Genomic DNA, 13,747 nt, shown 5'->3' on the forward strand with positions numbered 1-13,747 from the left:
CCGGCGGGGCGTCTCCCGGATGCTTCAGGCGAGCAGCGCCCGCAGCGCGTAAAGCTGGTCCAGAGCCTCGCGGGGGCTGAGGGCGTCCAGGTCGAGGCCCTTCAGCGCCTCCTCCACGGCGGAGGTCCGGGGCCGGGCGGCCTCGGCGGCCACGAAGAGCGGCAGATCCTCCGCCAGAGCCTTGAGGCGTCGTTTCGCGCCTTCGCCGTCGCCCTTTTCGAGCGCCGCGAGAACCTCCTCCGCGCGGGCGAGGGCCGCCGCCGGAAGCCCCGCCTTGCGCGCCACCTGGACGCCGTAGCTGCGGCCTCTGGCGCCTTCGGCCACCTCATGCAGGAAGACGAGGTCGCCCTTCCATTCCGAAACCTTGAGCGAGACGGTCTTCGCGCCCTCCAGCTTCTTCGCCAGAGCCGCCAGCTCGTGATAATGCGTCGCGAAGAGCGCCCGGCAGCGGTTGACCGCATGCAGATGCTCCACCGTGGCCCAGGCGATGGAGAGGCCGTCGAAGGTGGCGGTGCCGCGCCCGATCTCGTCGAGGATCACGAGGGCTTTCGGCCCGGCCTGGTTCAGGATGGCGGCGGTCTCGACCATCTCCACCATGAAGGTCGAGCGCCCCCGCGCGAGGTCGTCGGCGGCGCCGATGCGGCTGAAGAGCTGATCCACCGCCCCGATCCGCGCCGAAGCCGCCGGAACATAGCTCCCCGCCTGAGCCAGCAGCGCGATCAGGGCGTTCTGGCGCAGAAAGGTCGATTTGCCCGCCATGTTCGGACCCAGCACCAGCCAGAGCCGATCCGCGCTCAGGTCGCAGCCGTTGGCGACGAAGGGGATGTTCTCGCGGCGCAGGGCCTGATCCACCACCGGATGACGTCCCGCCTCGATCTCGAAGGCGTCGGAGCCGTCCACGAGGGGCCGCGTCCAGCCCTCGGCGCGGGCGAGCTCCGCCAGACCCGCAGCCACGTCGATCTCCGCCAGAGCCGCCGCCGCCGCCGAAATCCGGGGGGCCTCGGCGAGGACCGCGGCGCTCAGCTCGGCGAAGATCGACAGCTCCATGGCCACGGCCTCGGCGCCCGCGCGGGAGATCCTGGAATCGAGCTCCGCAAGCTCCGTGGTGGTGAACTTCACGGCGTTGGCGTTGGTCTGGCGGTGGATGAACGTCTCCGCGAGCGGCGGCTTGAGGAAGCGCTCCGCATGGGTCGAGGTGGTTTCGATGTGATAGCCGAGAACCCCGTTATACTTGATCTTCAGCGAGGCCACGCCGGTTTCGGCCTTCAGCCGCCCTTCGAGGTCGCGCATCACGCCGCGCGCGTCCTCGGCGAGGCGGCGGAGCTGGTCCAGTTCGGGCCGCCAGTGAGTCGCGACGAATCCGCCGTCGCGCGCCGCCATGGGCAGATCCGGGCCCAGAGCCCCTTTCAGCAACTCCGCGAGGGCCTCATGTCCGGTCAGAGCCGCCCGCGCCCGGGCGATTTCGGCGGGCGGATCGCTGAGGCTCAGGGCGTCGGCGAGGACCGCCGCCGCCTCCAGCCCGTCGCGCAAGGCCGCCAGATCGCGCGGGCCGCCGCGCTCCAGCGAGATCCGCGCCAGAGCCCGCGCCATGTCCGGCGCCGCCCCGAGGTAATTCCGCACCTCGCCGCGCAGGGCGTCGTTCTCCACGAAAGTCGAAACCACATCCAGACGGGCGGAGATCGCTGCGGGGTCGGTCAGGGGCGCCGCGAGCCGCTCCGCGAGCAGGCGGCCTCCGGCGCCGGTGCGGCTGCGGTCCACGGCGTCGAGGAGCCCCCCGGCGCGCTGGCCCGAGAGGTTCGTCAGGATCTCCAGATTGCGCCTTGTGGCGGCGTCGAGCCGCATGGCGGCGTTTTCGGCCTCTCGGCGGGGCGGCGCGAGGACGGGAGTCCGGCCCTTCTGGGTGAGGACGAGGTAATCCGCCAGAGCCCCGAGCGCCGAAATCTCGGGTTGGGCGAAGGCGCCGAAGCCCTCCAGCGTGGTCACGCCGTAGAGATCCTTCAGGCGGCGCTCGGCCGAACCCGGCTCGAAGCTGGCCGGGCCCAGAGGCGCGACGCGGGCGCCGGTCTCCTCCAGCAGCTCCATGAGCGCGGCGTCGTCGAGCAGGCGCTCGGGGATGAGGATCTCGCGCGGGGCGATGCGCGCCAGATCCGCCCCGAGCCTCTGGCGGCGCGTCGGGCGGGCGAGGGGCGCGCCCGCCGAGATGTCCATCCAGGCGAGGGCCGCGCCTGCTCCGGTCTCGACATAGGCCGCGAGATGGTTGGAGGCGCGGGCCTCCAGCAGGGCGTCTTCGGTGATGGTGCCCGGCGTGACGACCCGCACCACCTCGCGGCGCACGACCGATTTCGCGCCGCGCTTCTTCGCCTCGGCGGGATCCTCCATCTGCTCGCAGACGGCCACCACGAAGCCCTTGCGCGTCAGGTCGAGGAGATAGCGCTCCGCCTGAACCACCGGCACGCCGCACATGGCGATGTCCTCGTCGCCATGCTTGCCGCGTTTGGTGAGCGCGATGTCCAGCGCCGCCGAGGCCGCCACGGCGTCCTCGAAGAACATCTCGTAGAAATCGCCCATCCGGTAGAAGAGCAGCGCATGAGGATGCCCGGCCTTCAGCTCCAGATATTGCGCCATGGCGGGCGAGGCGATGGCGGGATCCCGAAACGGCGCGGCGGGAGAGACGGGGCGAGTCATGCGGCGGGGCCTTCCTGAACGAACGGCCTCAGAGCTAGCCGAAAGCTCAGGATCGCCCAAGCGAAAAGGGCGGGGCTTTGGGTTCGCGGCCTCCGGCTTCCGATGAATCACAGGCTTGCGGCGCGGCGCTTCCCGGAGGTAGGGATTCGCCCTTGCGCCGCCGTCGCGCGGTTTTCGAGGAGGGGGCGGGATGAGCGCGTGGAAGGCATGGCTGATCGGCGGCTTCGTCGTCTATGGCCTCTTCAAGATCTCCTTCGGGAGCGGGGGCGAAGTCGAGAAGCCCATGGAGAAGAATGAAGATCTGGTCATGGAGCTGATCTTCGACCGCTGCCTCGCCGCCATTCGCAAGGGGAGCGCGCCTTTCGAGGGGCTGGCGACCGGCTCCGCCTCCCGGGACTCTCGTTTCGTCGCGGCGCGGGCCGTTTCGGGCGAAGTCGTCGAGGTGATCTCGCCGCGTTATGTCGGGCGCTGGACCCTTGGCGAGGACGGCCGGAGGATCTGCGGCGTCGAGCGCGCGGGGCTGACGGCGGAGGAGAAGGAGGCGCATCCGGCGCGGCTCGTCGTGGAGGATGAAGGCTTCCTCGCCCGTCTGGACGAAAAAGCGCGGGCGGAAGGCTTCCTCACGGAAAGAATCGCGGCGCGGGTTTCAGGCTCCGCCCCGGGCTTCTGGTCGAGCGAAGCGCCGAATCGCTGGAGGGCCTGGGGTCCGCGCGGCGGCGACCCCTGGATGGCGATCTCCCTCTACGGCCGTCCCGAAACGGATGGTCGGGGCGGGGCTGAAATCGACATGTTCCGGATCGTCCTGAGCGAAGGAGAGGCCGCTCCGCCCGCGCCGTAAGGCTTTCCCCGCCGCCGCGCGCCGCCTATGCTGAGCCCATGGCCTTCACCTTGCGGCAATTGCAATATTTCGTGGCGGTGGCCGAGCAGGGCGGAGTCTCCCGCGCGGCGCGGAGCCTCTCGATTTCGCAATCCTCCGTCACCGAGGCGATTCAGGAGCTTGAGCAGGATCTCGGGGTCGCGCTCTTCGAGCGCCATGCGCGGGGCCTCTCGCCGACCCAGCAGGGACACCGCTTCCTCCGCCACGCCACCCAGATCCTCGCCGGAGTCTCCGACGCGCGCCGCAGCTTCGCGGCGGGGCGCGGCGCCGAGACCGTCGGGACGCTGCATCTGGGCACGACTTCGCTGGTGGCGGGCTATGTGCTGTCGGATCTTCTGGCGCGCTACCGGCGGGCCTGGCCCAACGTGGCGGTCTCGGCCATCGAGGACGGCGGGGAATATCTGGAGCATCTGCTGATCGGCGGCGAACTGGACGTCGCGGTGATGGTGGTCTCCAATCTGCGCGAGCGCATGGCCTTGCAGACCGAAAGCCTCGAAGTCTCGTCCTACCGGCTCTGGCTGCCGGGCGGACATCCCCTCGCGGCGGCGGAGGGCGCCGTGGAGCTGGCCGCCGCCGCCCGCGAGCCCTTCGTGATGCTCGCCATCGACGAGATCGAGGAGACGGCGGGGGCCTTGCTGCGGGCTCAGGGGCTGCGGCCCCGGGTGGCCTTCCGCACGCGCAGCGTCGAGGCGGCGCGCAGCCTCGTGGCGACGGGGGCGGGGGTGGCGATCCTGCCGAATCTGGTCTATCGGCCCTGGTCCCTCGAAGGCGACCGCATCGAGGCCCGCGACGTCGCCGGAGCCCCGCCGCCCGTCGAGGTGGGGATGGTCTGGCGGCGCGGCTCGCGGCTGAGCCCCGCCGCGCGGGCCTTCGTGGCCCTGGCCCAGAGCCAGAGCTTCGCCCGTTCGAGATCCTGAGTCCTTTCGGCGCGAATCGGGAGACATCGGAAATTCCGATATGACATTTCTGTTTAATGGGTTTGCGCTGGACGCATATCGGCCGCAGGCTGAAGCCCAGATCCGAAGCCGCCCCCTCCCCGCGACAGGCGCGACGAACAAGAGCGGCCGCTCATTCCTGGAGGAGTTCGCATGATCCGTTCTCTGGCGACCTGCGCCGTTCTGGCGCTTTCGGCGGGCTTCGTGGGCGCCGCCTGCGCCCAGGCCCTGAAGACTGAAGTCGGCGAGGGCGAGGGGCGTCTGAACGTCGTCGCCTGGGCCGGCTTCCTGGAGCGCGGCGAGACCGACCCCAAATTCGACTGGGTCACCGGCTTCGAAGAGGCCACCGGCTGCAAGGTCAGCGTCAAGACCGCCAACACCTCCGACGAGATGGTCGCGCTGATGAACGAGGGCGGCTTCGACCTCGTGACAGCCTCCGGCGACGCCTCGCGCCGCCTGATCGCGGGCAAGCGCGTCCAGCCGATCAACATCGACCTCATCCCGAGCTGGTCGAAGCTCGACGACCGCCTGAAGGACGCGCCCTGGCACACCGTCGAGGGCGTGCATTACGGCGTGCCCTACGTCTGGGGTCCGAACGTCCTCGCCTACAACACCGACGTCTTTCCCGAGGCCCCGACCTCCTGGAACGTGGTCTTCGAGGAGCAGAACCTCCCCGACGGCAAGAGCAACGTCGGCCGCGTCCAGGCCTACGACGGCCCGATCCACATCGCCGACGCCGCGCAATATCTGATGTTCCACAAGCCGGAGCTGGGCATCGTCAGCCCCTACGAGCTGAACGACGAGCAATACGCCGCCGCTCTGGATCTGCTGCGCGGTCAGCGCAAGCTCGCCAGCCGCTACTGGCACGACGCCTTCATCCAGATCGACGACTTCAAGAACGAAGGCGTCGTGGCTTCGGGCTCCTGGCCGTTTCAGGTGAACCTCCTCAAGGGCGACGGCGCCCCCATCGCCTCGACCTTCCCGCAGGAGGGCGTCACGGGCTGGGCCGACACCAGCATGATGCACGCCGAGGCCGCCAATCCCAATTGCGCCTACAAATGGCTGGAGCATTCGCTGAACTCCAATCTGCAAAGCGATCTCTCGCTGTGGTTCGGCGCGAATCCCTCGGTGCCCGCCGCCTGCACCGACGGCAGCGGCATGCTCACCGCCGAGGTCTGCGCGCAGAACGGCTCCAACGACTTCGAGAAGGTCCGCTTCTGGCAGACCCCGATCACCCAATGCGCCAGCCAGGGCGAATGCGTGCCCTATTACCGCTGGGTTTCCGACTACATCGCCGTGATCGGCGGACGCTGAGCCCGACAGGCGCTCCTCCGGACCCTGACGCCGGGGGAGCGCCTGCTTTCCGGGATTTCTGAACAGCCGCCCTGCGCCGCCTCCGGCGCAGGAAGGCCGCGCCTTTCCCTTTCGCGCCCGCCGCCCGCCCCCGCCCTCGACGCAGGAGGCCGCATGACCGCGTCCGCATCTTCCGCCCTTCCGCCCGCCGTGTCCTTTGAAGCCGTCTCGCGTCATTACGGCGTGGTCAGGGCGGTGGACGAGGTGGACCTCGCCATAGCCCCCGGCGAGTTCTTCGCCATGCTGGGGCCTTCGGGCTCGGGCAAGACGACCTGTCTCCGGCTGATCGCCGGCTTCGAGCGCCCGAGTTCGGGCCACATCCGGCTCTTCGGCGAGCAGGTGGAGGATCTGCCGCCCTATCGGCGCAGCGTGAACACGGTGTTTCAGGATTACGCGCTCTTCCCCCATCTCGACATTCTGGAGAACGTCGGCTTCGGGCTGAAGATGCGGGGCGTCGAGGCCGCCGAGCGCCGCCGCGCCGCCGCCGAGGCTCTGGAGATGGTGAAGCTCCCCGGCTACGGGGCGCGCAAGCCGGGTCAGCTTTCGGGCGGACAGAGGCAACGCGTGGCTCTGGCGCGGGCTCTGGTGAACAAGCCGAAGGTGCTGCTGCTCGACGAGCCGCTCGGCGCTCTGGACCTCAAGCTGCGCGAGCAGATGCAGGAGGAGCTGAAGACCATCCAGAAATCCCTCGGGGTGACCTTCATCTTCGTGACCCACGATCAGGGCGAGGCTCTGTCCATGGCCGACCGCGTGGCGGTCTTCAGCGAAGGCAAGATCCGCCAGATCGGCACGCCCGAAGAGATCTACAACCGCCCGCGCACGCGCTTCGTGGCCGATTTCGTCGGCTCCTCGAATCTCCTGCCGCCGGATTTCGTGGAGAGGCGCCTCGGCGCGCGGCGCTGGGGCAGCCTGAGGCCCGAACAGATCGCGCTGCGGCCTGCGGGCTCCGGCGAGGGAAGCCCGGCGCAGGTCGCCTCCGTGAGCTATCTCGGCGCGACGACCCGGCTCGGGCTGGAGATGGCCCCGGAGGAGGGAGCTCTGAGGCTGCATGCGGTGGTCCCGGCCGGGGCGGCTGCGGGACTGGCTCCGGGCCAGGCGGTCGAAGCGGCCTTCGCGCCCGAGTCGATCCACCTCATGGAGGACGCCCCATGACCGCCGCCGATCTGCCGCAAGCTCCGGCGGGGCGAGGTCTGCGCGGGGCGCTCAGCGACTGGTTCTGGCGCAATCCGGGCCTGACGCTCTTCCTGATGCTCCTGCCGCCGCTGCTCTGGCTGGGGATCATCTATCTGGGCTCGCTCTTCGCGCTGCTGCTCCAGAGCTTCTATTCGATCGACGAATATTCCGGGCTCATCAACCGCGAATTCACGCTCAAGACCTACGCCGAGCTGTTCAAGCCCGCCAATCTCGACATCATCCTGCGCACGGTGGCCATGGCCGCCCTCGTGACGGTCGGGTCGGCGGTGGTGGCCTTTCCCATCGCCTGGTTCGCCGCGCGCCATGCGAAAGGGCGCTGGAAGGCGGTCTTCTATCTCGGGGTGATGCTGCCGCTCTGGTCGAGCTATCTGGTGAAGGTCTACGCTTGGAAGCTGATCCTCGCGCGGGAGGGGATCCTCAACTGGATCTTCGCCAAGCTGCATCTGACCTGGCTGGTCGAGGCCTGGCTTTCGCTTCCCATCGTCGGGGGGAACTCGCTCTCGGTGAGCCATACGGGCACCTTCCTCGTGTTCCTCTACGTCTGGCTGCCCTACATGATCCTGCCGATCCAGGCTTCTCTGGAGCGGGTGCCGGGCAATCTGGTCGAGGCCGCCGCCGATCTCGGGGCCACGCCGCGCCAGACCTTCTGGAACGTGCTCTTTCCGCTGGCCCTGCCGGGAGTCCTCGCGGGGTCGATCTTCACCTTCTCGCTGACGATGGGCGACTACATCATTCCGCAGATCGTCGGGACTTCGCGCCGCTTCATCGGACAGGCCGTCTACGCCCATCAGGGCACGGCGGGCAACATTCCTCTGGCGGCGGCCTTCACGGTGGCGCCGATCCTCATCATGGGGGTCTATCTCTGGTTCGCCAAACGCAAGGGGGCTTTCGATGCGCTCTGACAAGGAGGGCGCGCGGGCGCCTCTGGGTCTGAAGATCGCGGCGGGGCTGGGCTTGGCCTTCCTGCATCTGCCGATCCTGCTGATCTTCGTCTACGCCTTCACCACCGAGGAGCGGAGCTATCAATGGCCGCCGCCGGGCTTCACGCTGAAATGGTTCGGCGTGGCCTGGGGACGCGCCGATCTCTGGGAGGCGCTGACCCTCTCGCTGAAGGTGGCGAGCCTCGCCACGCTGCTCGCGATGCTGCTCGGCACGCTCTGCGCGGCGGCCATGAGCCGCACGAAGTTCTTCGGCCGCGAAAGCATCTCCCTGCTGATCATCCTGCCCATCGCCCTGCCGGGCATCGTGACGGGCGTGGCCTTGCGTTCGGCCTTCAGCCTGGCGGAGATCCCCTTCTCCTTCTGGACGCTCATCATCGGCCATGCGACCTTCTGCGTGGTGATGGTCTACAACAACGCGGTGGCGCGCTTCCGGCGCCTGCACGGCTCGCTGATGGAGGCCGCCGCCGATCTCGGGGCCGACGGCTTCCAGGCCTTCCGCCACGTGGTGCTGCCGAACATCGGCACGGCGCTTCTGGCGGGGGGGATGCTGGCCTTCGCGCTCTCCTTCGACGAGGTCATCGTGACCACCTTCACCGCCGGGCAGCAGCAGACCCTGCCCATCTGGATGCTGGAGGAGCTTGTGCGTCCGCGCCAGCGCCCCGTCACCAACGTGGCGGCCATGGTGGTGGCTCTGGCGACCTTCGTGCCGATCCTGCTCGCCTATTACCTCACCCGCGACGGCGACCAGACCGCCGGAGCCGGAAAATGACGCCCAGAACCAACGGGAGAAACGCCATGGACGCCCAGATGCTGATCGGCGGTCGCTTCGAGACCGGCGCCGAAGCGCCCGAAACCATCCTCAATCCGCGCACGGGCGCGGCGATCCTCGAACTCCCGGAGGCCTCGCGCGGGCAGATCGACGCGGCGGCGGCGGCGGCCTCGAAGGCCTTCGCCAGCTGGTCGCGGACGACTCCGGCGGAGCGTTCGGGCTATCTCCTCAAGATCGCCGAGCGCATCGAGGCCGAGGCCGAAGGCTTCGCCGCCCTCGAAGCCCTGAACTGCGGCAAGCCGATCAAGGCCGCCCTGAACGACGAGATCCCCGCCATCGTCGATTGCTACCGCTTCTTCGCGGGCGCGATCCGCAACATGCCCGCCGTGGCGGCGGGCGAATACATCGCGGGCCACACCAGCATGATCCGTCGCGATCCCATCGGGGTGGTGGCCTCCATCGCGCCGTGGAACTATCCGCTGATGATGATGGCGTGGAAGCTGGCGCCGGCTCTGGCGGGGGGCAACACGGTCATCTTCAAGCCCTCGGAGCAGACGCCCCTGACCGCGCTGAAGCTGGCCAAGATCCTCGCCGAGGTCTTGCCGGAGGGCGTGGTCAATGTGGTGCTCGGGCGGGGCGACACGGTCGGCGACGCGCTGATCAATCATCCCGACGTGCGCATGGTCTCGATCACCGGCGACATCGCCACGGGCCGCAAGGTGCTGCAGGCCGCCGCCAAGACCATCAAGCGCAGCCATCTGGAGCTGGGCGGCAAGGCGCCGGTCATCGTCTTCGACGACGCGGATCTGGAGCTCGTCGTGAACGGGCTGCGGGCCTTCGGCTTCTACAACGCCGGACAGGACTGCACCGCCGCCTGCCGCATCTATGCGGGCGAGAAGGTCTATGAAAAGCTGGTGGCGGACCTCTCCTCGGCGGTCTCGACCATCGCTTTCGATCAGGCCGACGATTCCCTCAACGAGATGGGGCCGCTGATCTCGCGGCGTCAGCGCGACCGGGTGGCCTCCTTCGTGGAGCGCGCCGCCGAGCTCAAGCACATCGAGATCGCGGCGGGCGGCAAGCCGGGTTCGGGCTCGGGCTTCTATTATCAGCCGACCGTGGTGGCGGGCGCCCTGCAGCAGGACGAGATCGTGCGCCGCGAGGTCTTCGGGCCGGTGGTCTCGGTGACGCGCTTCTCGGAGGTCGATCAGGCCGTGGCCTGGGCCAACGACAGCGATTACGGCCTCGCCTCCTCCGTCTGGACGCGGGACGTGGGCCGGGCCATGGCGGCGGCGGCGCGTCTGCAATACGGCTGCACCTGGATCAACACGCATTTCATGCTGACCAACGAGATGCCGCATGGCGGCCTGAAGCAGTCGGGCTACGGCAAGGACATGTCCGTCTATGCGCTGGAGGACTACACCGCCGTGCGTCATGTGATGATCAACCACGGAGGCTGAAGCCCTTGCGCTCCGGGTGTCGTGGAACCGACATGAAACCCGGAGAAATTGGCGCGCTTTCCGGAATTCGGCCTGGAGCAAGAAGAAAGAAAAGGGGCGCCCTCAGGGGACGCCCCTTCCGTTTTCAGACGGTCGTTTCAGGCGGCCGGTTCTTCGCCCGCCGCCGTGAGCTTCGCCAGATCGGCTTCGGACAGCTTCAGCCGCACGCCGCGCACGAGGCTCTCCAGCTGCGCGACGGAGGTCGCCGAGGCGATGGGCGCCGTCACGCCGGGACGGCTCAGCAGCCAGGCGAGGGCGATCTCGGAATGGGCCGCGCCCGTCGAGGCCGCGACTTCATCCATCGCCGCGAGCACGCGCAGACCCTTGGGCGTGAGGAAGCGCGCCATGCCCGCGCCGCGCGGGCTTTTGCCGAAATCGGCCTCGGAGCGGTATTTCCCGGTCAGGAAGCCCGCCGAGAGCGCATAGAAGGGGATCAGGCCGATCCCCTCCCTGACCGCGAGATCCTGAACCGCGCCTTCGGTCTTGTGGCGGGTGAGGAGGTTGTATTCGTTCTGGAGGGTCTCGTAGCGCGGCAGGCCCTGGTCGGCGTGGAGCTTCAGCGCCTCGCCGAGCTGGGCGGCGTCGAAGTTCGAGGCGCCGACATGCCGGACCTTCCCCGCCCTGACGAGGTCCTCATAGGCGCGGAGGGTCTCCTCCTGGGGCGTCTCAGGGTCGGGGGTGTGGCTCTGGTAGAGGTCGATGCGGTCGGTCTGGAGGCGCTTCAGCGAATCCTCGACGGCCTGCGCGATCCAGCGCGCCGAGAGGCCTTTCTTCTCCGGTCCCAGCTCCATGCCGACCTTGGTGAAGATCTTCACCTTGTCGCGCGCGCCGCGGGCCTTCATCCAGCGCCCGATGATCCTTTCGCTTTCGCTGTGGTTGCCGGGAACCCAGACGGAATAGACGTCGGCGGTGTCGACGGCGTCGAAGCCGTGGTCGAGGAAGGCGTCGAGGATCGCGAAGGACTGCGCTTCGTCGAGGGTCCAGCCGAAGACGTTGCCGCCGAAGATCAGCGGTTGGATGTCAAGTCCCGTGCGGCCGAGCGGGCGGGGGGAGGTCATGCGGGGTCTCCTTGCGAATGAGGCCGCATCCGACCACGCCCCGCCGCAGGCGGCAAGCCTGCGCCCGCGCCGAAACCGGACCGCCGATCCGTTCCGGTTCACAAATCCCGGGCGATCACGAGCCTTTGAATGTCGCTGGCGCCTTCGTAGATCTGCGACACCCGCACGTCGCGATAGATGCGTTCGACGGGGAAGTCCTTGAGATAGCCGTAGCCGCCGTGAATCTGGATCGCGTCGGAGCAGACGCGCTCCGCCATCTCCGAGGCGAAGAGCTTGGCCATGCTCGCCTCCTTGAGGCAGGGCGCCCCCGCCTCGCGCAGAGCCGCCGCATGGAGGACCATCTGACGCCCGGCCTCGATGCGGGTCGCCATGTCGGCCAGCCGGAAGGCCACCGCCTGATGCTCGATGATCGGCTTGCCGAAGGTCACGCGCTGGCGGGCGTAGTCGCGGGCGGCCTCGAAGGCCGCGCGGGCCATGCCCACCGATTGCGAAGCTATGCCGATGCGGCCTCCCTCCAGATTGGAGAGCGCGATGGCGTAGCCGCGTCCCTCCTCGCCGAGGCGGTTCTCGACCGGAAGCCGCAGATCCTCGAAGGCCAGTTGGCAGGTGTCGGAGGCGTGCTGTCCGAGCTTCTCCTCGACGCGCACCACCTTGTAGCCGGGGGAATCCGTAGGGACGATGAAGGCGCTGAGGCCCTTCTTGCCCGCCTCGGGATCGGTCACGGCGAAGGCGATGATCACATGGCCGTTCTTGCCCGAGGTGATGAACTGCTTGGCGCCGTTCAGCACGTAATGATCGCCCTCGCGGCGGGCGCGGGTCTTGAGCGCGCTGGCGTCGGAGCCCGCCTGAGGCTCGGTCAGGGCGAAGCCGCCGATCCATTCGCCCGAGGCCATCTTCGGCAGGAAGCGTTGCTTCTGCCCGTCGGTCCCGAATTTCAGGATCGGCGCGCAGCCCACCGAATTATGCACAGACATGATCGTCGAGACCGCGCCGCAGCCCGCCGCGATCTCTTCGAGCGCCATGGCGTAGGCGATCTGCCCGGCGCCCACGCCGCCATGTTCCTCAGGGACGACCATCCCGAGAAAGCCGAGCGCGCCCATTTCGCGCAGAGCCTCGGCGGGGAATTCATGGCGGCGGTCCCAGCCCTCGGCGAAGGGCGCGAGGCGCTCCTGAGCGAAGGTTCGGGCGGCCTCCTGAATGGCGGCCTGTTCTTCGTTGGGAATCATGAGCGCCTCCTCATTCCGCGAGTTCGACGGCCATGGCCGTGGCCTCGCCGCCGCCGATGCAGAGCGTGGCCAGACCGCGCTTCAGTCCGCGACTCCGCAGGGCCGCGATGAGCGTCACGAGGATGCGCGCGCCCGAAGCCCCGATGGGATGCCCCAGGGCGCAGGCGCCGCCGTTCACGTTGACCTTCTCGTGCGGCAGGTTCAGCGCCTTCATGGCGGCCATGGCCACCACGGCGAAGGCCTCGTTGATCTCGTAGAGGTCCGGCGTCTCCGGCGTCCAGCCGAGCTTCCCGAGCAGAGCCTCGACGGCGCCGATGGGGGCGGTGGGGAAGTCCTTCGGCGCGCGGGCGTGGGTCGCATGGCCGAGGATGACCGCCAGAGGCGTCAGGCCGCGCCTTTCGGCCTCGGAACGGCGCATAAGCACGAGAGCCGCCGCGCCGTCGGAGATGGAGGAGGAATTCGCCGCCGTCACGGTGCCGCCCTCGCGGAAGGCGGGGCGCAAGGTCGGGATCTTGTCGATGCGGGCCTTGGGCGGCTGTTCGTCCTCGGAGACGACGCGCTCCGTCTTGCCGGATTTCACCGTGACCGGGATGATCTCTTCGGCGAAGCCGCCCGAGGCCATGGCCTGTTGCGCCCGCTCCAGGGAGGCGATGGCGAAGGCGTCCTGCTCCTCACGGGTGAAGGCGAAGGCTCCGGCGCAATCCTCGGCGAAGGTCCCCATGAGGCGGCCCTTGTCATAGGCGTCTTCGAGGCCGTCGAGGAACATGTGGTCGAGCGTGCGGCCATGGCCCATGCGATAGCCCGTCCGCGCGCGGTCGAGCAGATAGGGGGCGTTGGACATGCTCTCCATGCCGCCCGCCACGATCGCCGAAGCCGAGCCCGCGAGGATCAGATCATGAGCCAGCATCGCCGCCTTCATGCCCGAGCCGCACATCTTGTTGACCGTGGTGGCGCCCGCCCCGAGCGGAAGCCCTGCGCCCAGGGCCGCCTGACGCGCCGGAGCCTGGCCCTGTCCGGCGGGCAGCACGCAGCCGAAGACCACTTCCTCGATGGTTTCGGGCGTCAGCCCGGCGCGCTCGACGGCGGCGCGGATGGAGGCCGCGCCCAGGTGCGCCGCCGTGACGTCCTTGAAGTCGCCGAGGAATCCGCCCATGGGCGTGCGCGCCATGCCCACGACGACGATGGGGTCTGAATGAGGCATCTCTTCACCCTC

Annotated in this window: 11 protein-coding genes; 7 read left to right on the top strand and 4 right to left on the bottom strand. The window is 68.8% G+C overall.

Annotated elements, in window-relative coordinates:
* Window positions 1–24: 24 nt before the first annotated feature.
* Window positions 25–2,685, bottom strand: coding sequence for a DNA mismatch repair protein MutS (gene mutS, locus PHN62_RS10715; RefSeq protein WP_300150215.1), 2,661 nt, complete (start codon window positions 2,683–2,685; stop codon window positions 25–27).
* A gap of 190 nt (window positions 2,686–2,875) precedes the next feature.
* On the opposite strand from mutS, the gene PHN62_RS10720 reads away from it, so the two are divergent.
* The 7 genes from PHN62_RS10720 (at window position 2,876) to PHN62_RS10750 (ending at window position 10,211) form a co-directional block, all read left to right on the top strand.
* Window positions 2,876–3,523, top strand: coding sequence for a hypothetical protein (locus tag PHN62_RS10720; RefSeq protein ID WP_300150216.1), 648 nt, complete (start codon window positions 2,876–2,878; stop codon window positions 3,521–3,523).
* Between the two features lie 38 nt (window positions 3,524–3,561).
* Window positions 3,562–4,479, top strand: a complete 918-nt coding sequence (locus PHN62_RS10725; RefSeq protein ID WP_300150218.1) for a LysR substrate-binding domain-containing protein — start codon at window positions 3,562–3,564, stop codon at window positions 4,477–4,479.
* Window positions 4,480–4,650: 171 nt separating this feature from the next.
* The gene (locus PHN62_RS10730; protein WP_300150220.1) at window positions 4,651–5,811 is read left to right on the top strand and encodes an ABC transporter substrate-binding protein; all 1,161 of its coding nucleotides are present in this window, start codon (window positions 4,651–4,653) and stop codon (window positions 5,809–5,811) included.
* A gap of 153 nt (window positions 5,812–5,964) precedes the next feature.
* Window positions 5,965–7,002, top strand: a complete 1,038-nt coding sequence (locus PHN62_RS10735; protein WP_300150222.1) for an ABC transporter ATP-binding protein — start codon at window positions 5,965–5,967, stop codon at window positions 7,000–7,002.
* A complete protein-coding gene (locus PHN62_RS10740) occupies window positions 6,999–7,946 on the top strand; it encodes an ABC transporter permease (protein WP_300150225.1) in 948 nt (315 codons plus the stop codon). Before PHN62_RS10735 ends, PHN62_RS10740 begins: the two co-directional genes overlap by 4 nt.
* Window positions 7,936–8,754: an ABC transporter permease gene (locus PHN62_RS10745; RefSeq protein WP_300150228.1), complete on the top strand. Its 819-nt coding sequence runs from the start codon at window positions 7,936–7,938 to the stop codon at window positions 8,752–8,754. The genes PHN62_RS10740 and PHN62_RS10745 overlap by 11 nt, the downstream gene beginning before the upstream one ends.
* A gap of 26 nt (window positions 8,755–8,780) precedes the next feature.
* Window positions 8,781–10,211, top strand: coding sequence for a gamma-aminobutyraldehyde dehydrogenase (locus PHN62_RS10750; protein WP_300150327.1), 1,431 nt, complete (start codon window positions 8,781–8,783; stop codon window positions 10,209–10,211).
* A 137-nt stretch (window positions 10,212–10,348) separates the two neighbouring features.
* Here the strand turns inward: PHN62_RS10750 and PHN62_RS10755 are convergent, their stop codons facing one another.
* The 3 genes from PHN62_RS10755 to PHN62_RS10765 all read right to left on the bottom strand — a co-directional run bounded on the left by PHN62_RS10755 (window position 10,349) and on the right by PHN62_RS10765 (window position 13,735).
* Window positions 10,349–11,308, bottom strand: coding sequence for an aldo/keto reductase (locus tag PHN62_RS10755; protein WP_300150231.1), 960 nt, complete (start codon window positions 11,306–11,308; stop codon window positions 10,349–10,351).
* A 98-nt stretch (window positions 11,309–11,406) separates the two neighbouring features.
* Window positions 11,407–12,534, bottom strand: a complete 1,128-nt coding sequence (locus tag PHN62_RS10760) for an acyl-CoA dehydrogenase family protein (protein WP_300150234.1) — start codon at window positions 12,532–12,534, stop codon at window positions 11,407–11,409.
* A gap of 10 nt (window positions 12,535–12,544) precedes the next feature.
* The gene (locus tag PHN62_RS10765) at window positions 12,545–13,735 is read right to left on the bottom strand and encodes an acetyl-CoA C-acyltransferase (protein ID WP_300150236.1); all 1,191 of its coding nucleotides are present in this window, start codon (window positions 13,733–13,735) and stop codon (window positions 12,545–12,547) included.
* Between the last annotated feature and the right edge of the window lie 12 nt (window positions 13,736–13,747).

The organism is Neomegalonema sp. (assembly GCF_028688855.1).
Taxonomy (GTDB): domain Bacteria; phylum Pseudomonadota; class Alphaproteobacteria; order Rhodobacterales; family Rhodobacteraceae; genus Neomegalonema.

Bases quoted from the DNA above. Each gene is read 5' to 3' on its own strand.
- PHN62_RS10725 (WP_300150218.1), top strand. From the start codon at position 3,562: ATGGCCTTCACCTTGCGGCAATTGCAATATTTCGTGGCGGTGGCCGAG.
- PHN62_RS10745 (WP_300150228.1), top strand. From the start codon at position 7,936: ATGCGCTCTGACAAGGAGGGCGCGCGGGCGCCTCTGGGTCTGAAGATC.
- mutS (WP_300150215.1), bottom strand. From the start codon at position 2,685: ATGACTCGCCCCGTCTCTCCCGCCGCGCCGTTTCGGGATCCCGCCATC.
- PHN62_RS10720 (WP_300150216.1), top strand. From the start codon at position 2,876: ATGAGCGCGTGGAAGGCATGGCTGATCGGCGGCTTCGTCGTCTATGGC.
- PHN62_RS10735 (WP_300150222.1), top strand. From the start codon at position 5,965: ATGACCGCGTCCGCATCTTCCGCCCTTCCGCCCGCCGTGTCCTTTGAA.
- PHN62_RS10750 (WP_300150327.1), top strand. From the start codon at position 8,781: ATGGACGCCCAGATGCTGATCGGCGGTCGCTTCGAGACCGGCGCCGAA.
- PHN62_RS10730 (WP_300150220.1), top strand. From the start codon at position 4,651: ATGATCCGTTCTCTGGCGACCTGCGCCGTTCTGGCGCTTTCGGCGGGC.
- PHN62_RS10765 (WP_300150236.1), bottom strand. From the start codon at position 13,735: ATGCCTCATTCAGACCCCATCGTCGTCGTGGGCATGGCGCGCACGCCC.
- PHN62_RS10740 (WP_300150225.1), top strand. From the start codon at position 6,999: ATGACCGCCGCCGATCTGCCGCAAGCTCCGGCGGGGCGAGGTCTGCGC.
- PHN62_RS10760 (WP_300150234.1), bottom strand. From the start codon at position 12,534: ATGATTCCCAACGAAGAACAGGCCGCCATTCAGGAGGCCGCCCGAACC.
- PHN62_RS10755 (WP_300150231.1), bottom strand. From the start codon at position 11,308: ATGACCTCCCCCCGCCCGCTCGGCCGCACGGGACTTGACATCCAACCG.